Consider the following 18,549-nt stretch of genomic DNA (forward strand, 5'->3'; position numbering starts at 1 on the left):
ATTCCGTACCGACCGGGTGGTATAGATCACGGTCCGTCAACCCCTGCCTACGGTGGCGTAGGTCACGTGCCGGGGTGAAGGATGTGTTCTCGTGGCAGCGACGAAGACGACACTCAAGACCATCGGCTCGTACGCGGCGATCGGGGACAGCTTCACCGAGGGTGTGGGGGACCCGGGGCCCGGGGAGACCTTTCTCGGCTGGGCGGACCGGCTGGCCGTACTCCTGGCCGATCAGCGCGAGGAAAACGAATTCAGGTACGCGAACCTGGCCGTGCGGGGGCGCCTCCTCGACCAGATCGTGGCCGAACAGGTCCCCCGGGCCAAGGAGCTCGCACCCGACCTGGTGAGCTTCTGCGCGGGCGGCAACGACATCATCCGGCCCGGCAGCGACCCGGACGACGTGGCGGAGCGGTTCGAGGCGGCGGTCGCCGACCTCACCGGAGCCGTCGGACAGGTCATGATCACCACGGGCTTCGACACCCGCGGTGTTCCGGTCCTCAAGCACCTCCGGGGCAAGGTGGCGACGTACAGCGCGCACGTGCGCGCCATCGCCGACCGCTACGACTGCCCGGTGCTCGACCTCTGGTCGCTGAAGTCCGTACAGGACCGGCGGGCTTGGGACGACGACCGGCTGCACCTGTCGCCCGAGGGGCACACCCGGGTCGCGCTGCGCGCCGCCCAGGTACTGGGGCTGGAGGTGCCGGCCGATCCCGACCAGCCGTGGCCGCCGCAACAGCCGCGCGGGTCGGTGGACGTGACCCGGGACAACATCCAGTGGGCGCGGGAGTACCTCGTGCCCTGGATCGGGCGGCGGCTGCGCGGGGAGTCCTCCGGGGACCACGTGGAGGCGAAGCGTCCGGACCTGCTGCCGTTGTAGGGCGGCGGGCGGCGGGGCGGACGCGAGGGGGAAGGGGCGGAGGAGGGGGAAGGGGAGGGTGCGAGAACGCAGGCGCGCGGCGGAATCCTTCGGGGCCGGTGCGCGTTGGGATGGTGGTAGACCGGTATTCCGCACGGCCTCACGACCATCCGCCCCACCCTCCCAGGAGGCGCTTTGACCGGCTCCCGTCCCCTGCGTCCTCGGCTGCGCGCCCTGAGGCCCGAAGCCTTCGGCGCGGATCCGTCCGGCGCCCGCCTGGAGCGGATCCGGCGCTCGCCGAACTTCGCCGACGGCGTCTTCCGGAACCCGGTCGGGGCCCGGACCAGGCCCTCCGGCTCCATGATGGAGTTCGCCAAGATCTACTTCCACAAGGAGCAGCGGACCCGGCGCAATCCGGGCGCGCCGATCCCGGTGTACCCGACGACGCTCGCCGAGCTGGCGAAACCGCCGGTGAGCGGGTTGCGCCTGACCTGGATGGGGCACTCGGGCGTACTCGCGGAGATCGACGGGCGGCGGGTGCTGTTCGACCCGGTGTGGGGTGAGCGGTGCTCGCCGTTCCCGTTCGCCGGGCCCAAGCGGCTGCACCCCGTCCCCGTACCGCTGGCCTCGCTGGGACCGGTCGACGCCGTGGTGATCTCGCACGACCACTACGACCACCTCGACCTGCCGACCATCAAGGAGCTGGCCGGGACGGACACGGTCTTCGCCGTGCCGCTCGGCGTCGGCGCGCACCTGGAGCGCTGGGGCGTGTCCCCGGACCGGCTGCGCGAGCTCGACTGGAACGAGGCCACCGAGATCGCGGGGCTCTCGCTGACGGCGACCCCGGCGCGGCACTTCTGCGGGCGCGGCCTGCGCAACCAGCAGAACACCCTGTGGGCCTCGTGGGTGGTCGCGGGCGACGAGCACCGCATCTTCCACAGCGGTGACACGGGGTACTTCCCCGGGTTCGCGGAGATCGGCGCCGCGCACGGCCCCTTCGACGCCACGATGATCCAGATCGGTGCGTACTCGGAGTACTGGCCCGACATCCACATGACCCCCGAGGAGGGCATGCAGGCCCACCTCGACCTCCAGGGCGGGATCCCCCACGGCACGATGCTGCCGATCCACTGGGGCACCTTCAACCTGGCGCTGCACCCGTGGGACGAGCCGGGCGAGGGCACCGTGGCCGCCTCCGAGGCCACCGGGGCGGCCATCGCGCTGCCGATCCCGGGCCAGCCGTTCGAGCCGGGCGACGCGGCCGCCCCGAGCGAGCCGTGGTGGCGCCCGTTCGTGGCCTCGGCCCCGCCCGCCCCGGCGACGCCGCCCCGCCCGGTCGCGACCACCCGGCCCCCGGCAGCGGCGCACGAGGAACCGGAGGCCGTCGGCTCGTAGGGGTTGCTTCCGGGGCTGGGGGGTGTGCGTCTCGTACGGTCCTTGCGAACGTGCGCCCCCGGCGGATTCGGGCTGTCGTACGAGCGCTCCATCGGGAGCGGGAAGCACCCGGGCGAAGTTCCCCAACTGGCTGTCAGAGGCGGGATTGTGCGGTCTAGCGTGGGTATCCGGTGATCAACACTGTGATCCACACCGGGCCCCGGAACCCTGGGGGCCCGGGCCCCACGTAGAGGACGCCGATGTCCGGACTCCGCGCCGCCCGCCACGCCCCGTCGAGACACGCCGTCACCGGTCCCGGCCGGCAGATACGGCCTCAGCTGGTCCGCGCCGCCCTGCTGCCCACGCTCGCCGCCGGGCTCAGCGGCGCCGCCGCGGTGATCTTCACGCTGCAGCTCGGCGGGGGCGCGGGGGCGCGGGACGCACGGCTCTGGCCGGTCCTGGCGGGCTGCGCCCTGCTCGTCATCGGCGCGCTGGCTGCCGCCCTGCTCGGAGCCCAGCGCTCCGCCAAGGCCGTCCGGGACCGCTGCGAGGCCCTGCGCCGCTCCAGCGTGCGCGGACGCCAGGAGCTGCGGACCGCCGCCGAGCGGCTGGAACGGGGTGAGCCGCCGGTCCGCCCGGTCCGCGGCGGACCGACGGAGCCGCCGCCCGGCACCGACCCGGCCCGCGTCGACGAGTTCTGGCTGCTCTCCCAGGAGCTGCGCGGCGCCCGCGAGCACGCGCACACGACCCTCGTACGGCTGGCCGGCCCGGCCGCGCCGTCCGACAGCGACCGCAAGGTCGAGGTCTTCGTCAACCTCGCGCGCCGGCTCCAGTCCCTCGTGCACCGGGAGATCTCGCTGCTCGACGAGCTGGAGGACACGGTCGAGGATCCCGACCTCCTCAAGGAGCTCTTCCACGTCGACCACCTCGCCACCCGGATCCGCCGCCACGCCGAGAACCTGGCCGTGCTCGGCGGCGCCGCCTCGCGGCGCCAGTGGACCCGGCCCATCGACCTGAGCGAGGTGCTGCGCTCCTCCGTCGCGGAGGTCGAGCAGTACACGCGGGTCAAGGTGGTGCCCCCGGCGGGCGGCACCGTACGCGGCCACGCCGTCGCCGACGTCGTGCACCTGCTGGCCGAACTGGTCGAGAACGCCACGGTGTTCTCCGCCCCCGACACCGACGTGGTGGTGCGCGCCGAGCGGGTCACCGCGGGCATCGCCGTCGAGGTGGAGGACCGCGGGCTGGGCCTGCCGGCCGCGGAGCAGCACCGGATGAACGCCCTGCTCGTCGACCCCGACCAGATCAGCGTCCGGCACCTGCTGGCGGACGGGCGGATCGGCCTGTTCGTGGTGTCGGCGCTGGCCCGGCGGCACGGGATCGCCGTCGAGCTCAAGTCCAACATCTACGGCGGCGTGCTCGCGGTGCTGGTGCTGCCGCAGGAGCTGCTGGGGGCGGAGGCGCCGAGCGCCGCCGATGCGCTCGGGGGCTCCCGGGCCACGTCGTGGGGGACCGGGGACGGGGGCGCCGGCCTGCCTCCGCTGGAGCCCGTACGGGTGGCAGTACCGCAGCCGCAGCCGAAGCCGGAACCACCGCTTCGCCGGGAGCCGGAGCCGGCGGCACCGACCTGGGCGGCGCCGCCCGCGCCGCGCCCGCAGACGCGTGCGCGGCCGCGGTCGGCGTGGCACGAGACGGATCGCCGGGAGCCGTGGGAGGCGCCGGCCGTCGAGACGACCCTGGACCTGGCCTTCGACCTGGGGCTGGACGTGACCTCGCCGGGCCGGACGCCGGGCCGGACCACGGGCGCGACTCCGGGCGAGGGAGCGGCCGTACGGTCGCCCGCGCGGCCGGTCGTACGGGAGCCGGCACCTCCGGCGCCCGTGCCCGCCCCCGCCCCCGTGCCGGTGGCCCTGCCGACCATGGCGGTGGTCTCCGTACCGGCCGCCCGGACGGATCCCGACCGGCCGGCCCTGCCCCGCCGCCGGGCCCAGCACCACCTCGCCCCGCAGCTGCGGGACGCCCCCGCCCCGCGACCGGCCGACACACCCGAACAACCCGTGCACGACCCGGGCCTGATGGCCGCCTTCCAACGGGGCTTCGGCCTCGCCCAGTCGGAGAACCAGCCATGACCCCGACCTCTCACCTCAGCAAGGAGCGCACCACCATGGGCGGCGAAGCGGCGACGAAGACCAGTCGGCTCTCGGACCTCGACTGGCTGCTCAGCGGCCTGGTCCAGCGGGTCCCCTACACGCGCAGCGCGGTCCTCCTCACCGCCGACGGTCTCGTCACCTGCGTCCACGGCCTCGACAACGACAGCGCCGACCACCTGGCGGCCCTGGCCTCCGGGCTCTACTCGCTCGGGCGGAGCGCCGGATCCCGCTTCGGGGACGGCGCGGAGGTCCGGCAGGTGGTGGTCGAGCTCGACACCGCGCTCGTGTTCGTGTCGGCCGCCGGGGCGGGCACCTGCCTCGCGGTCCTGGCCGACCGGGAGGCCGACGCGGGCGTACTCGGCTACGAGATGGCGATGCTGGTCAAGAGCGTCCGACCGTACCTGGCGGCCCCGCCGCGGCGGCCCGTCGGCGACCCGGAGTGATGCGCGCCCGCGCCACGTACGGCATGGGAGCTCCGAGGGACACGCCCTGGCTCGACGATTCGGCGGGCCGGGTGATGCGCCCGTACACCGCCAGCGGCGGGCGGACCCGCCCGGCCGCCGCACTCGACCTGCTGTCCCTGGTGACCGCTACGGGGGTGCGGCCGCGCGGGCCGCTCGGCGCGGAGCACACGCTGGCGCTGCGCCTGTGCGCGGGCTCCGCGGCCGTCACCGTCGCCGAGGTGGCCGGACAGCTGCGGCTGCCGGCGGTGGTGGTGAAGGTGCTGTTGTCCGATCTGATGGAATTCGGGGCCGTCACGGCGCAGGCGCCGCGGTTCCCGGGCGGCGGATACGTCGCCGCCGACGACCAGAACCTGCTCCGGGCGGTGCTCGATGGCCTACGCCGACGACTGTGACACCCGCCTCGCCCCCGCCCTGCCCGCGACGCTGAAGATCCTGGTCGCGGGCGGGTTCGGGGCGGGCAAGACGACCTTCGTGGGCGCGGTGAGCGAGATCGAGCCGCTGTGCACGGAGGAGCTGCTCAGCGGGCTGAGCGAGGGCCCCGACCCGCTCGACGGGGTCGAGGCGAAGACGTGCACGACCGTCGCGCTCGACTTCGGCCGGCTCACCCTGGACGAGCGGCACGTCCTGTACCTCTTCGGTACGCCGGGGCAGCAGCGCTTCTGGTTCCTGTGGGAGGAGCTGTGCGCGGGCGCGCTCGGCGCGGTGGTGCTCGCGGACACGCGCCGGCTCGCCGACTGCTTCCCGGCCGTCGACTTCTTCGAGCGGCGCGGCATCGGGTTCATCGTCGCCGTCAACGAGTTCGACGAGGGCCACCGCTACACCGCCGACGAGGTCCGGGAGGCCGTGGGGCTCGGGCCCGAGGTGCCCGTCGTACGGTGCGACGCGCGGCTGACCAGCTCGGGGACGGGGGCGCTGGCCGCCCTGGTCCACCACTTGCTCTTCACGGCGGCGACGGAAAAGTCAGACAAGTCAGCGAAGTCATGGGATGGGGATGGGGGGAAACCGAGATGACGTACTACGAATCGACCGGACACCTGCTGCTCACGCCGGTGGACCGGGAGGCGCCCGCGCGCGCCGTCCGGCTGCGCGAACTGGGCCTGGGGGAGCGGGCGGACACGGAGCTCGACGCCTTCGCCCGGCAGATCGCCGAGGTACTGGCGGCCCCGTACGCAGGGGTCAACTTCGTCGGTGAGGAGCGGCAGTTCTTCGCCGGGCTGCACCACGCGCCGGACGCCCCGGCGAGCGGGTATCCGGCGCGGGTGCTGCCGCGGGACCACGGGTACTGCCCGCACGTGGTGGTGCGGCGCCGGGCGCTGGTGCTGGAGGACGTACGGGACTTCGCGCGCTTCGCGGGCAACGCGGTGGTGGACGAGAGCGGGGTCCGGTCATACGTGGGCGCACCGCTGATCGACCGTACGGGGGCCGTCCTGGGCACGGTCTGCGCGGTCGACGTGGAACCCCGCCGCTGGGGCCTGAAAGGCCTGGCCACGGCCAAATCCCTGGCGGCGGACCTCCTGGAGATCATCCACGCCCGCGAAGACACCCTCCGCACCGGCTGAGCCCCCGTCCGGGGGCGGTTGTCAGTGCCGGCCGCTACGGTCGACGACATCAGCCCGACCGGTGGTGGGGAGAGGAGTCGCGCGATGGCCGTGACCGCCGAGGACGTGCGTACGACCGCGCTGTCGCTGCCCGACAGCAGCGAGAAGCTCGCGTGGGGCATGCCCACGTTCCGGGTGGGCGGGAAGATATTCGCCGCGCTCGGCGAGGACGACGCCTCGATCGGGGTGAAGTGCCCGAAGGAGGACCGCGCGGAGCTGATCGCCGCCGAGCCGGAGAAGTTCTTCGTCCGGGAGGGACACGACGACAACTACGCCTGGCTCCGGGTCCGGCTGGCGGCGCTGGAGGGCGCCGCCGAGCTGCGCGCGATCCTGATCGACTCCTGGCTCCAGGCGGCCCCCAAACGCCTGGCCGCGGCCCACCCGGAACTGGACGCTCGCTAGCGCGGCTGGACGAAGGCGCCGATCCGCTCGCGGAGGGAGTGCGGGTCGAGGCCGTGCGCGGCGGTGTGCTCCTCGATCGTCCCGTAGCGGCGGAGCTCGGCGCGGCCGACGCCGAGCCCGAGGATCCGGTGCGGGACCTCCGCCAGGGCCTGCGCCGCGGCCGCCGTGGAGGTGCCGGCCAGGTACGGCTCGACGAGGACCACGTCGGCCGTGCCCCGGCCGACGGCCCCGCGCAGGGCCGCGTCGTCGAACGGCCGCACGGTGGTGGCGTACAGCACGGTCACGTCCAGCCCCTCCGTCGCCGCGAGCACGTTGTCCAGCAGCGGGCCGACGGCGACGACGACGGCGGCGCCGGGACCCGCCTCCCGTACGGTCAGGAAGCCCGCGCCGTCCACCGGGCGCGGGGCGGCGTTCGACTGCTGCGAGAGGCGTACGTAGACCTTGTCGTCCCCTGCGGCGTAGGCGTGGCGCAGCAGCGCCTCGGCCTCGTCCGGATGCCCCGGCACGTGGACCGTCCAGCCGTCGAGGGTGTCCATCAGCGCCACGTCCCCCGGTGCCATGTGCGTGAGCCCGCCGGCCGGCCAGTCGTAGCTGGCGCTCGCGCTGACCAGGACCCCGCCCGTGCCCTGGTGCCCGAAGTCCAGCTTGACCTGCTCGAACGGCCGCTCCACCAGGAAGCTGGCGAAGGTGTGCACGATCGGCCGCAGCCCGGTCAGGGCCAGCCCGCCGCCGACCCCGATCAGCAACTGCTCCCTGATCCCGACGTTGATCACCCGCTCCGGATGGCGCTGCCGGCCGGGCCGGAACCCGTCCATGGTGATCTCGGCGAGCACGAGCGCCAGCCTCGGATCCTCGTCGAGCGCCCGCGAAGTGACGGAGACGAACCGCTCCCGCATGTTGTCCACGACCGAACCCCTCTACTGCTTCTTCTCGACACGGGCGATGACGGCGTGGGGCCGGCCCGGATGCGGTGTGGTGAAGGCGGCGTGCAGCGCCGCGTGGTCCCGGCCGTCGACGGTCTCCGCCGACCAGCCGGCGGCCTCGAAGCGGGAGGCGATCCCGCCGCGCCAGCCGTGGGTCGCGGAGTCGTTGTCGATCACGACGGTGTGCAGCCGCTCCAGCCCGGCGGCGCCGGCGTAGGCGATGGCCTCGTGGTTGCTGCCCTCGTCGAGCTCCGCGTCTCCGATCAGCACCCACACCGCCGGCTCGTCCAGCCCCTGCGCCCGCAGCCCGAGCGCACTGCCGACGGCGAGCGGCAGCCCGTGCCCGAGGGAGCCGCTGCCGATCTCCACTCCGGGGATCAGCGTGCGGTCCGGGTGGTGCCCGAGGGGCGAGTCGTACGAGCCGAAACCGCCCAGCCAGTCCACCGGGAAGAACCCCTTGGCGGCGAGTACGGCGTAGTACGCCATCGGCCCGTGCCCCTTGGAGAGCAGGAACCGGTCCCGCCCGGCCTCCTCGGCCGACTCGGGCTCCACGCGCAGCACCCGGTCGTAGAGCACCCACAGCACGTCGAGCGTGGAGTGAGCGGCGGGCCCGTGCTTCTCGGCCCCGGTCATGAGCGCGATGAGCCGGCCCAGATCCTCGTAGCGGAACCCCGTGTCCGCGGTTGCCTGTGTCATGCACCGATCGTGCAACCTCAAGTCCGCTTGAGGTCAAGGCCGCCCCCGACCCCGCGAAAGGTGCGCGCGACCACCCCACGAAGTGCGGTATTGTTCTCCTGCGCGTTCGGCCAGGGAAAACCCCAGGTCAGCGGGTATCGGGACGTGGCGCAGCTTGGTAGCGCACTTGACTGGGGGTCAAGGGGTCGCAGGTTCAAATCCTGTCGTCCCGACCATGCTTCATGCAGGTCGGAGGCCGTTCTCTCACACATGAGAGGACGGCCTTTTCCGTGCCCGGAGTCCTGGTGGTCGCAGTGTGGTCGCACGCCCGCTTTGGGGTTGGTTGGCGGTGGGGTGGAGGCCGGGCGGGGTGGGGGAGCGGAGCCGGTGGAGGGTTTCGCGGAGGTTCTGGATGTGGTCGCGTGGTGGTCGCAGCCGTTCCAGCCAGGCGCGTCGGTCGTTTCGTTTCTGCGCCTGGGTGAGGGTGTGGTCGATGGTGTCGACGGCTTCGCGGGCGGCTTGTTGGGTGAGGTGGCTGTAGACGTTGGCGGTGGTCGACAGGGTGGAGTGCCGCAGCGTCTTGGAGACCACAGTGAGTGGGATGCCGGCGGTGATGGTGATCGTGGCGGCCAGGTGCCGCAGGTCGTGAACGGTGATGCGGGGAACGCCAGCTTCATTGGACAGCTTCCGGAGCCGGTCGAGTACGCCCTGAGGGCGAAGTGGCCGGCCGTCGGGTCTGCAGAACACGAGTCCGGCGAACCGATCATTGGGATCGCCACGGGAGTGGGTTCTTGACTGGGCCCGATGTTGGAGTGCGGTGGCGACGCGGGGTGAGATGGCGACCCAGTTCTTGCTGGCGCGGGTCTTCGGGCTGGTGATGACGAGGTGGTTGTTGTCGATTGCCGAGAGGGTGCAGCGGACGTAGAGAACCCGTTCGGTCAGGTAGACGTCGTCCCAGTGCAGACCGAGGGCCTCTCCTTTGCGCATGCCGGTGCCGATGAGGAACTCGAACAGGTCGGCCATGTCCGGGTCTGTCTGATGGCAGTGCTGGAGGAAGCGGACGGCCTCGTCCGCGGTCCAGATCCGTCGCTCGGGCGATGGTGGCCGGTGAAGTGCTGGGGGGCTGGCTGGGTTGTGGGGGAGGCGGTGTTGGCGGAAGGCGTCACCGAGGGCGCTGGAGAGGGTGGCCAGGCAGCGGTAGAGGGTGGTCTTGCCGCGGCCGGTGGCGAGCTCGCCGGTGACGAAGGCGGCGATGTGACGGTGTCCGAGCTCGTCCAGCTTGAGGGTGCCGAAGGCGGGGACGAGGTCGTTGTGGACGTAGTCCCGGTATCGCGCCATGGTGGTCGGCTTGAGTACGAGAGCCTTGGCGGCGAGCCAGGCGGTCAGGTAGTCGGCGACGCTCTGGTTCGGGTCGGCGTTGAACCCTTGCGATATGTGCGGCGGCCGAGGCGGCCCACCCAAGCGGTGGCCCGTCGGTCTTGCGTGGCCGAGCAATCGCCCGACGCTCGACGTCCGCAACCGGATGGGTCTGGTGCAGGTTCGGGTGACAGGTTCGGTCACGCGGCCTGGAGGGCCGGTGTGGTCATGACGGTCTCGAATTCGACAGGGGTCAGCCGGCCGAGTGCGGCTTGTCTGCGGCGTCGGTGGTAGGTCCTCTCGATCCAGGTGACGATCGCGATCCGCAGTTCCTCGCGTGTGGTCCAGCTGCGGCGGTCGAGCACGTTTTTCTGCAGCAGGCTGAAGAAGGACTCCATGGCCGCGTTGTCGCCGGCTGCCCCGACTCTCCCTATCGATCCGGCCATCCGGTGGCGGTCGAGCGCCCGGACGAATTTCCGGGACCGGAACTGCGATCCGCGATCGCTGTGCAGGATGCACCCGTCGACGTGTCCACGCCGGGCCACGGCGTTGTCCAGGGCGGTCACCGCCAGGCGGGACTTCATCCGTACGTCGATGGAGTAGCCCACGATCCTGTTGCTGAAGACATCCTTGATCGCGCAGAGATACAGCTTGCCGTCGCCGGTGGCATGTTCGGTGATGTCGGCGAGCCACAACCGGTTCGGGCCGGCCGCGGTGAAGTTGCGGCTCACGAGATCATCGTGCACCGGCGGGCCGGCCTTCTTGCCCCGGCCGCGTTTCTTGCCGAACACGCTCCACCAGCGGTTCTCCCGGCAGATCCGCCACGCGGTCCGGTCCGCCATCCGGGCCCCGGCATCGCGTGCTTCGTCAGCCAGGAACCGGTAACCGAACTCCGGGTCCTCGCGGTGAGCGTCGAAGAGCGCGTTCGCGCGATACGCCTCAGCGAGGACGGCGTCGGCCACCGGCTTGTCGAGCCAGCGGTAGTACGGCTGTCTGGCGAGCTTGAGCACCCGGCACGTCACCGAGACGGGCGTTCCGTCCGCGGCCAGCTCTTTCACGAGCGGGTAGATCCTTTTCCCGGCAGATGCGCCTGCGACAGATAGGCCGCGGCCCGGCGCAGGACCTCGTTCTCCTGCTCCAGCAGCTTGATCCGCCGACGTGCCTCCCGCAGTTCCGCGTTCTCCTGGCTGGTGGTCCCGGCCTTGGTCCCGTCATCGATGTCCGCCCGGCGCATCCATTTCCACAACGTCATCGGGTGGACCCCGAAGTCGGTGGCGACCTGCTCGACCGTCACACCCGGGCCACGGTTCCGCGCGACCCGCACGACGTCCTGGCGGAACTCTTCCGGATAGGGCTTGGGCACAGCGACATCCTTCCCACCTGCCCTACAGGGCAAGCCACTTCAGATGTCACCCGATCGTGCGGCAGACCCGATAGAGGCCGTAGGCGACATTCACCTGGCCGGGAGTCAAGCCCTCCCCTGCGAACCGCAAGTCGATCGTGCCTGCGAGCGCCTGGTCGGCGCCTACCCGGATGCCGAAAGCGCGGAGTGGCCCGGCAGTGTCCCACTGTTCCCAGCAGTGCTGGAAGTACTCTTCAACGCCCTCGCGCGTGCCGGGGCCGCCGTTCAGCCAGCGAACCAGCAGCTCATCACCTCTTGGCGACGCATGCGCGCTCGTACGGCGTCCTCAACGTCCCGGGGAGAGCGGCGCAACTGAGCGGAGTGCGTGAAGAGATGACGGGCATAGTCCGCGGTCTGGAAGATGCCCGGGATGACTGAGGTCTCATACACCCGGATGACCTGAGCTCGCTGCTCCTCAGCAAGAGCAGCATCCTGGACGGCCTTGTGACCGCCGGCCAGCTGGCGTCGCCATGAGCGGTAGTGCGTCTCAAGCCGGCGGAGGTGGTTCTTCAGCTCAGGGAGAGCGTCGGTGAAACCTGTCGTCTCAGCCCAAGCTGCAAGGTCGGCGATCGATACGGTCTGCTTGCCGGTCTCAAGCTTGGAGATCTCGGAGTGGGCCCAGCCAAGGCGGGTTGGCAACTCCCGGTGGGTGAGGTGTGCCTCGGTGCGCAGTTCGCGCAGGCGCGCACCGAGGGCCTCTCTGGCTCGCTGAAAATCCGTACTCACACAGCGGAAGGTACTTGAGCGACGAACTCCCGGTAGGGGATGGCGTAGTGCCAGGCAGCATCGCGGACTTGGCAGTAACGCAGCACATGAGCCGGGTCTTCGATCAGCTCCAGGCCAACGGGCTCGTCACCTTCATAGTGGAAGAGGGCAACGTATCGGCTGTCAAAGAGCCAGAAGTCCTCAGCGGGCAAGGCTGCTTCCTCGGCCTTGGCCCGGCGTAGGTAACGGACGTCCTCGCCAGCCTCAAGAGCGGCCGGGACACCGGTGAGTCCGCATCTCTGGTAGGTCGTTGGCGGATCATCGATGAGGCGAACCCGCTCGACTCGCTTGCCCGCGCCGGTTTGCCTCCGCATGTTCACGAGCCCGTCAGGACTGAGTGACACCGTGGAGTGCTCGTGGTCTGAGTCCTTCTGGAGGAAGACGATTCCCTCGTCCTCGACCCGGGGAAGCATGCCGCCGAACAGCTCGATGCGAGCACCTTTGGTGGTGATACGGGAGACGCCACTCTCGGGGAAGGTGTCCAAGCTTAAAAAGGTGCTGTCGCTTTGAACCTGGAAGTGCTGACCCTGCCCGTAGGCGGGATCGGTCACGTCTTGGGCGTTGGTGCCTAACGCCTTGGCGACGGCTTCCCCGTCAAATCTCTGTCCTGCTCGTTCTGTCATATGAGGACGGATTATATCGAGCAGGGACGAGGAAAGATGTGAGGGAGATTACGCGATTTCCTGGATTCTATCGCTCAACGCGAATTGCTCCAAAGAACCCCAATGGATTCTCGAACTCCGGGTATGGCCACTGTCGCTGTTCCTTTGGCGGCTTGCGATCATTTCGTGACCGCCACGCCTGGAGCATCCTGGGGGATATATTGTATTGAGCCGCAGTCGCCTTAAGTTCTGGAGAATAGGTCTCCGAATCGGAAGTGCCTTGGGAGGCGCTGGATTCAATAGCCTCATCAGCTTCTGAGAATGAATGAACTTCGGAACTAACGCCCCTTCGTCCAGCCGGGCTTTGCGGGTTGACCATGAATACCACCACCACAATTGAACCCACTGAAGGCATATTTTCCGCCCCCTTGCTTTCCGCTGACACCTCCTGTTGTGATGAACCGCTTCCCCCCCATACACCCCATATCGTAACACTCTGTAGTCGGGGGTGCAATAGGGAATGCTGACGGTACCCACCATTCGCGTGAAAAAGTAGCCCATCCGGCCTATCGTGCGCAGTCCTCGCGTGCTGGCCAGTCGTGGAGAGGGGAGGAAACCCTCCCCACGTGACAGGAGTGTCCAATGTGTGAGGGGAAAGAGGAAGGGAACGCCAACGGCTTCGGCCAGTTCAACGAGGAAGACGCGGAGAGCGTGGCGATCGCTCTACTCGACGACCTCGATTGGCGTGTGCGTGCAGTGGAAAGAATCGATCTCACGAGTGCCAGCTGGTCGGACCGTAAACGCTCCATCCATGCCAAGCCGCTCAGGTCGTGGCTACCTCCATCGATCAAGGAGGGTGCCGCAAAAGAGAAACGAGTCTATCTGCCGATCGGAAATTTCCCCAAGGGCCCTTTGCTTGATTTCAGTGTAACAGTGGCCGACAGGCAAGGTTATCTACTGACGCGCAAGGAGCATGCTGATATCCACGTCCATTACATGCAACTGCTCGCCGCGGAAGCGGGTGTACCAATGGATGCGGCACAGCTGGACCCTTTGCTGTCGGCGATCTTCAGCTTTGCTACGAGTCCTTGGCAAGACTTCCTGGTGCCCGAGAGTGAAGCTCCATCGCCAGATGTGCTGGAAATCCTTATTTGCAACTACCTGAACAAAGGGACAATCCCGGGCTGGCGGAAAGGTCCCATCGATATTGAGATGGTCAGGGAGTGGAGTGCCGCTCTAAGCGAAACGCGTAAACTGGTCACGGATCGTGTTCCGTCAAATTTGAGCAGCGTTACGGAAAATCCGCTTCTGATTTTGCCGTACGTGGAGATCGTTGACGTGTCGAACTCGGGTAGGGTGCTGAATCTTTTCGAGACGCTTAACAGGTTCCTTGTGGAAGTTTCCAAAAAGGCGGAAACCGTCGAAGCGGCGAAGAAGCTAGTGCAACTCTATGCTGTAAGTGGTAGCCATTGGAATGCCATCGCTGAATGCACTGTCCCTCTAGATGAGCCGTTTATGATCAAGACCTGGGAACGGCGAGGGCTTCTGACCGAAAGAGCTCGGAGATCTGCAAAGCAGCAGCTAGTGCTCTTCCGGGACGCTCAATCCAATCATGTAAGCGTTCGAGTATCCGACGCGAATGTGGAGCTTGTTGCGTCCAAAGTGACGGTTCTCGATGAAGGCCGCACGCCGCTTGGTCGCTCAACTGATTTCAAACGGGCAACACCGGATCTACTGGCCTTTTACGACGGAAACCCCGGCAGGCCAGAGCGGATTTTGCTAGACCTTCCCTTGAAATCGAGTCACTCGGCGACGGTAAGCCGATTCGTCATCCTCGTTCTTACGGCGTCTGCGCTCCTAGCGTTCTGCTTCTTCCTTTTTCACTGGGCTGGTGCCGGCGGAAAAGAGACTATGACGGGAGCAGATATCGCCGTCATCCTGATCCCGGCGGCCCTTGCTGCCTCGCTGCTACTTGTCCGAGAAACGTCAACCCTAAGTACCGAAGTCAACAAGTACTGGGCAATGGTTGTTGGTGTGATTCTCCTCGTCCTATGGATCTCAGCGTTGATTGCCTACGGCGTCAACGGTATTGACTGGGGCTCATCCTGAACCAACTCCACCGTCTGAATGGGAGGCAGTGATGGCGCAAACGGAAACTGAAAAGCATGAGGTTCTCGATCGTGACTTGGCTAGTGTCGTCAAAATCCTAGCTGGTGTCTTCGTTGCAATCGCAGGTGCTAGCGCAGCCTTCGGACTCTCGCAGCACTCCCTGTTGGTAGCGGTAAACAACGAGATTGGTCTGTTCGTCGGCGTCGCAGCCCTTGCGCTACTAGCAGTCGGCCTCAGTGTCGTCACACTGTTCTTCAAGAACGACAAAAAGGGGAACATTAAGCAGGTTGTTCTTCTGAGTATCGGCGTAGCTGCGTACCTTGCAGCACTGGTTCTCGCGATCTGGGGAGTGGCAGGCTATGCAACGGGCCATGGTCGACCCAACATCACAAACGTATCGGTCGTTCCTGGATCACCGGCGAAAGTAAATTTCACCGTTCACGCTGACGGCGTCAAGGGGAATCAGATGCTCATCGTCGAAGCCGAAGCGTTCAATGAAAAGGTGCCGATCAAGGGCAACCCGTTGTACCGGACGGTGCTTCACGCTGATGACAACGGTGACATCGAGCAAAAAGTTGAGTTTGTGATGGCGAAGGGTGACGCCACGCACCTTACTATCCAGGCGTTCCCCGACCACGGGTACAAAGATGGCCCGGACTGCGAGTCGGGTGAAAGCTCAGACAAGCTCGGCTGCGCAACGGTGGTTCTTCCCCCATCCACTCCTGCCCCGAAACAGTAATAGAGGTGGGTGGTGCTTGGAGATCGGAAAATGCTCGATGCCTCAAGCGCTCTTGGATTCGGGGTTCGCCTCGATCATCTCCGGGCATTTGCTTACCTGCCTCGGCAACTCGGTCACGTTTTTCATCCGCGGATCCTTCCCAAAGAAGGCACGGTACTTCGTGACGGTGCCGATCTCCTTGACGATCAGCTTCACCCACGCCGGCGTGTAGGCGTAACTCTTGAACGTCTCGTTATATACGCAGTACCGGGCGTCAGTGTCGTACGGGTCGGCGGACGACGTGGGAGGCCGCACTCCAAGTCGTCGCCACATCTGCGTGTGCTCGGGTTGGACATGAAACTCAAAGGGCACGAGCGCTTCAACCTGGCAGGCAACCTGCCTGGGTAGGAGCTTGTCCTTGTCTGCTACCTCGACGTGCCGATCTCTAACGATGACGGTTCCCTGCCGGCCCGCCTCGACCATGATCCTGCGCTCGTCATCGCTCAGTTCGTCGAGCCTGACGAAGTTGATCGCCAGGTCAGCGTCCGTCTTGGAGCCAATGATGGGCACCAAGCGCACCCGATAGTCGTACTTCACGTCGTCACGCACAGCCGGGTCGATTGCAGCCTCAAACTTTGCTACCAGATCACGGGTAGGCTTCGGCAGTTTCGCCGCTACCATCCGAATCTGTTCGCGTCCTTCAGCAGTCAGGGCCTGGAGAGAGACAGGGAATCGGAGGCGCTCAGAAAGGCTGTACGCAACGCCAAAGTGGGAGACCAACTCTTGCTCGTAGTTCATGACGAGCGCCTGGGCCTTGCCCCCCGTCACGATCTTCAGCCCGTGCTCATACCGGTGCTCCACCTTGTTGCGTAGAGCTACGAAGAGTTCGGCGTTCAGACGAACGGGGTCGGCAGAGTTGGGATACCGCTGCCTCAAGCAGCGTTCAAGATCCCATGCCTTCGGCTCTCCATCGATCAACTGGTACTTGCCGGTCTTGGGATCCGTGTAGTGGTACTCGATCTTGTCCTTGTAGAACTCCGCATGCAGCAGGTAGTGCCACGCCTTGTGCATGTGGGTGAGGAAGTCGCTGTAGTTGCCACTTGAGCAGTTCCACTCATCGACTGCCTTGAGCGCGTGCCGCTGCGACTCCATGAGCATGTGGTGCCAACGGGCTTTTGCCATGTGCTACATCCTTCGTCCAGCAGAAGGATCACACTCAGGATCAACCACAGACAAGCAAGATTTCCAAATTGCCCAGATGATCGGAACGGCGCAAGATCATAAGTCGGGCAGTGCACTGGCATAGGGCACTTCGCCAGGGCGCAGGCGGCGTGATACCTCTCAGCGGGCATGTAGGTCGATGAAGCAAGCGCTTCGCGCTCCATGACAAAGTGCCGGTTGCCGTCGTACCCGGCCTCTGGGGCCTCCTGGTGCCCTCAGGTGGTGATCAGTAGCTGGTTGCTGGCTCAGCGCTCACTCTGAACCGGAAAAGATCTTGGACACCGGCAAGTAGCAGTGTCCCGTCTGGCTGGCATGGCCCTTCTTGCGCTCCAGGAGGTCGTCCAGCCTGATGCGCTGGTCGAGAACGGCCATGAAGTCGCTGCCGTCCATCGTGATGAAGGGCGTGCTATAGCTGTAGACGGCCAGGGCATACACGTCGAGCTCCCTGCGGCCGATGGCCTCCTTCCACCACTTGGCTTCGAGCACGTAGTGGTCCGTGTTGAAGGAGAAGGCACCATCGATCTGTTCATGATCGAGGCTGTAGGACGCCCGCGGCTCCAGGTCGTACAGCGCAAACAGTTCGTTGATGAAGCCCTCAAAGGCGGTTCCCCGCTTGTGTGGGTCGCCGGCCGAGTGCATCACGAGAAACTGTTGCTTGAGCTCCTCGTGTGAATGGGCGAACGCCCGGCCATCTTGCGCCTTCTTGACGCTCTCCGTGATGGCAGCGGCATGCGCTTCGTGCTCCTGGATGACCTCTTGCTGCTTGGCCGTCCAGCGACGCAACTCCGTCACGGCCGCCGCGGCCTTGGCCACCATGTCGTCGCCATCTACCTGGTTCAGCAGGTTCGGGAAGGTATCCATGGCGGTGATGTCGAGCATCAGCGCGATGGTCAGATCGAGGTAGCGAGCTTCGTTGGCTCGCAGGAGGTTGACCACCTGGCCGGACACTTCACGTTTGGTGGCCCCGAAGTCCAGCCGTGCCAACAGCTCGCTGTGGTCTTGCAGCATCCCTCGGAGGTACAGCTCAAACGGCTTCTTGTTCCAGAAGATCAGCGTCAGGGCCTCAACGAGAGCCAGGTACGCGCTGGGGTTAACCGTCTTCTTGCGAGCACCGTTGTGCATCCGTCCCCCTCCTGCGGGCCACCACTCAAGGTCACCGGGAAGTAACGGTAGCGCGGCGCAGGCTGATGATCTGCCCCTACGAGCAGATTCGATGCGCCGGTCCGCGATGCCACTGGAGGGCCCTGTAGATCAACGAGGCATGCGCAACACTGCGGATGATCAAGTAGCCGATCGGCGCGCACGCCGGCTTCCTAGAAGCCCAGGTGCCCTTGTGGGGCACACCAGAACCGAGCCCTGGCGTATCACCGATTTGTCACGCACCCCAACCCGCACACCGGGACACATGTCTCTGACCTGGATGTTTGGTCGACTCTGCGGACTGGACGGACGGTGGGGACTGGGTGTCAGCCACTGGGGGTCAAGGGGTCGCAGGTTCAAATCCTGTCGTCCCGACCAGCGTTTACGCAGGTCGGAGGCCGTTCTCTCATACGTGGGAGAACGGCCTTTTCCATGCCCCGTGCTGTGCCGCCCTGAGGCGGCGGTGCGTCAGTTCTGTGCGGTGTCGTCGTCCGCCTGCACGGCGCCGTCGGCTGCGGCTGCCTTCTCGCGCATCTTGCGCACCAGCTCCGCCTTCTGGTCGGCGGCACCCTGGCGGTCGAGGTTGCGGTGCGGGCCGTTGTTCTGCCGTTCGGCGCGGGACAGCCTCTTGCGCTGGCCGCCGCCTTGGCCCACGGGGTTGTTGATGTTCTTGCTCACGGTCATGGGTTCTCCCGGTAATGATGTGAAGTGATCTACGGATTATCGGTGGGGGACGGGCGGCGACGTCGAAGGACGTCAGCAGGGGCCCATCACGCCCTCACTCGTAAATCGGCCTC

Annotated in this window: 19 protein-coding genes and 1 tRNA gene; 11 read left to right on the forward strand and 9 right to left on the reverse strand. The window is 67.1% G+C overall.

All coding sequences use genetic code 11. From position 1 onward, the window contains the following. Positions 1-91 precede the first annotated feature (91 nt). The 8 genes from OG509_RS30785 to OG509_RS30820 all read left to right on the forward strand — a co-directional run bounded on the left by OG509_RS30785 (position 92) and on the right by OG509_RS30820 (position 6,841). The gene (locus tag OG509_RS30785) at positions 92-877 is read left to right on the forward strand and encodes an SGNH/GDSL hydrolase family protein (protein WP_385580785.1); all 786 of its coding nucleotides are present in this window, start codon (positions 92-94) and stop codon (positions 875-877) included. Positions 878-1,051: 174 nt separating this feature from the next. Then, positions 1,052-2,251, forward strand: coding sequence for an MBL fold metallo-hydrolase (locus tag OG509_RS30790; RefSeq protein WP_406185873.1), 1,200 nt, complete (start codon positions 1,052-1,054; stop codon positions 2,249-2,251). A gap of 239 nt (positions 2,252-2,490) precedes the next feature. Next, a complete protein-coding gene (locus tag OG509_RS30795; protein WP_406185874.1) occupies positions 2,491-4,356 on the forward strand; it encodes a sensor histidine kinase in 1,866 nt (621 codons plus the stop codon). A gap of 35 nt (positions 4,357-4,391) precedes the next feature. Next, a complete protein-coding gene (locus OG509_RS30800; protein WP_030159759.1) occupies positions 4,392-4,820 on the forward strand; it encodes a roadblock/LC7 domain-containing protein in 429 nt (142 codons plus the stop codon). 23 nt (positions 4,821-4,843) lie between these two features. Further along, a complete protein-coding gene (locus OG509_RS30805; RefSeq protein ID WP_134074289.1) occupies positions 4,844-5,233 on the forward strand; it encodes a DUF742 domain-containing protein in 390 nt (129 codons plus the stop codon). Next, entirely contained in the window at positions 5,211-5,852 is a 642-nt protein-coding gene (locus OG509_RS30810) for a GTP-binding protein (RefSeq protein WP_406185875.1), read from the forward strand. The genes OG509_RS30805 and OG509_RS30810 overlap by 23 nt, the downstream gene beginning before the upstream one ends. Next, positions 5,849-6,400, forward strand: coding sequence for a GAF domain-containing protein (locus OG509_RS30815; protein WP_030159755.1), 552 nt, complete (start codon positions 5,849-5,851; stop codon positions 6,398-6,400). Before OG509_RS30810 ends, OG509_RS30815 begins: the two co-directional genes overlap by 4 nt. Before the next feature lie 84 nt (positions 6,401-6,484). Then, complete coding sequence (locus OG509_RS30820; protein ID WP_406185876.1) at positions 6,485-6,841, forward strand: MmcQ/YjbR family DNA-binding protein; 357 nt, start codon at positions 6,485-6,487, stop codon at positions 6,839-6,841. On the opposite strand, the gene OG509_RS30825 is transcribed toward OG509_RS30820, so the two are convergent. Together OG509_RS30825 and OG509_RS30830 are read right to left on the reverse strand one after the other, a co-directional pair. Next, on the reverse strand, positions 6,838-7,746 hold the full coding sequence (locus tag OG509_RS30825; protein WP_406185877.1) for a transketolase family protein: 909 nt from the start codon (positions 7,744-7,746) through the stop codon (positions 6,838-6,840). The two genes, OG509_RS30820 and OG509_RS30825, sit on opposite strands and share 4 nt — an antisense overlap. A gap of 12 nt (positions 7,747-7,758) precedes the next feature. Next, positions 7,759-8,460 (reverse strand): transketolase, encoded by a 702-nt coding sequence (locus OG509_RS30830; RefSeq protein WP_406185878.1) that lies wholly within the window; start codon positions 8,458-8,460, stop codon positions 7,759-7,761. 138 nt (positions 8,461-8,598) lie between these two features. Here OG509_RS30830 and OG509_RS30835 point away from each other — a divergent pair. Then, positions 8,599-8,675: transfer RNA gene (locus OG509_RS30835), tRNA-Pro, on the forward strand. A gap of 28 nt (positions 8,676-8,703) precedes the next feature. Here OG509_RS30835 and OG509_RS30840 read toward each other — a convergent pair. From OG509_RS30840 to OG509_RS30855, 4 genes are all read right to left on the reverse strand, one after another. Further along, entirely contained in the window at positions 8,704-9,900 is a 1,197-nt protein-coding gene (locus OG509_RS30840; protein ID WP_406185879.1) for a tyrosine-type recombinase/integrase, read from the reverse strand. Between the two features lie 95 nt (positions 9,901-9,995). Then, positions 9,996-11,158 (reverse strand): IS3 family transposase gene (locus OG509_RS30845; protein WP_406185881.1). Its coding sequence is split into 2 segments (ribosomal slippage): positions 9,996-10,871 and positions 10,874-11,158, totalling 1,161 coding nucleotides; the frame shifts between segments, so codons are not numbered across the junction. A gap of 264 nt (positions 11,159-11,422) precedes the next feature. Then, positions 11,423-11,923 (reverse strand): Scr1 family TA system antitoxin-like transcriptional regulator, encoded by a 501-nt coding sequence (locus OG509_RS30850; RefSeq protein WP_406185882.1) that lies wholly within the window; start codon positions 11,921-11,923, stop codon positions 11,423-11,425. Continuing rightward, complete coding sequence (locus OG509_RS30855; protein ID WP_406185883.1) at positions 11,920-12,585, reverse strand: DUF6879 family protein; 666 nt, start codon at positions 12,583-12,585, stop codon at positions 11,920-11,922. Before OG509_RS30855 ends, OG509_RS30850 begins: the two co-directional genes overlap by 4 nt. A 621-nt stretch (positions 12,586-13,206) precedes the next feature. Here OG509_RS30855 and OG509_RS30860 point away from each other — a divergent pair. Next, a complete protein-coding gene (locus OG509_RS30860) occupies positions 13,207-14,673 on the forward strand; it encodes a hypothetical protein (protein ID WP_406185884.1) in 1,467 nt (488 codons plus the stop codon). 31 nt (positions 14,674-14,704) lie between these two features. Beyond that, positions 14,705-15,412 carry a hypothetical protein gene (locus OG509_RS30865; RefSeq protein ID WP_406185885.1) on the forward strand — a complete coding sequence of 236 codons (708 nt, stop codon included), beginning with the start codon at positions 14,705-14,707 and terminating at the stop codon, positions 15,410-15,412. Positions 15,413-15,454: 42 nt separating this feature from the next. On the opposite strand, the gene OG509_RS30870 is transcribed toward OG509_RS30865, so the two are convergent. The 3 genes from OG509_RS30870 to OG509_RS30880 all read right to left on the reverse strand — a co-directional run bounded on the left by OG509_RS30870 (position 15,455) and on the right by OG509_RS30880 (position 18,436). Further along, on the reverse strand, positions 15,455-16,573 hold the full coding sequence (locus tag OG509_RS30870; protein WP_406185886.1) for a DUF3644 domain-containing protein: 1,119 nt from the start codon (positions 16,571-16,573) through the stop codon (positions 15,455-15,457). A 291-nt stretch (positions 16,574-16,864) separates the two neighbouring features. Next, the gene (locus OG509_RS30875) at positions 16,865-17,734 is read right to left on the reverse strand and encodes a hypothetical protein (RefSeq protein ID WP_406185887.1); all 870 of its coding nucleotides are present in this window, start codon (positions 17,732-17,734) and stop codon (positions 16,865-16,867) included. 486 nt (positions 17,735-18,220) lie between these two features. After that, entirely contained in the window at positions 18,221-18,436 is a 216-nt protein-coding gene (locus OG509_RS30880) for a DUF6243 family protein (protein WP_406185888.1), read from the reverse strand. Positions 18,437-18,549: the final 113 nt, after the last annotated feature.

Source organism: Streptomyces sp. NBC_01006, assembly GCF_045162725.1.
GTDB lineage: Bacteria > Actinomycetota > Actinomycetes > Streptomycetales > Streptomycetaceae > Streptomyces.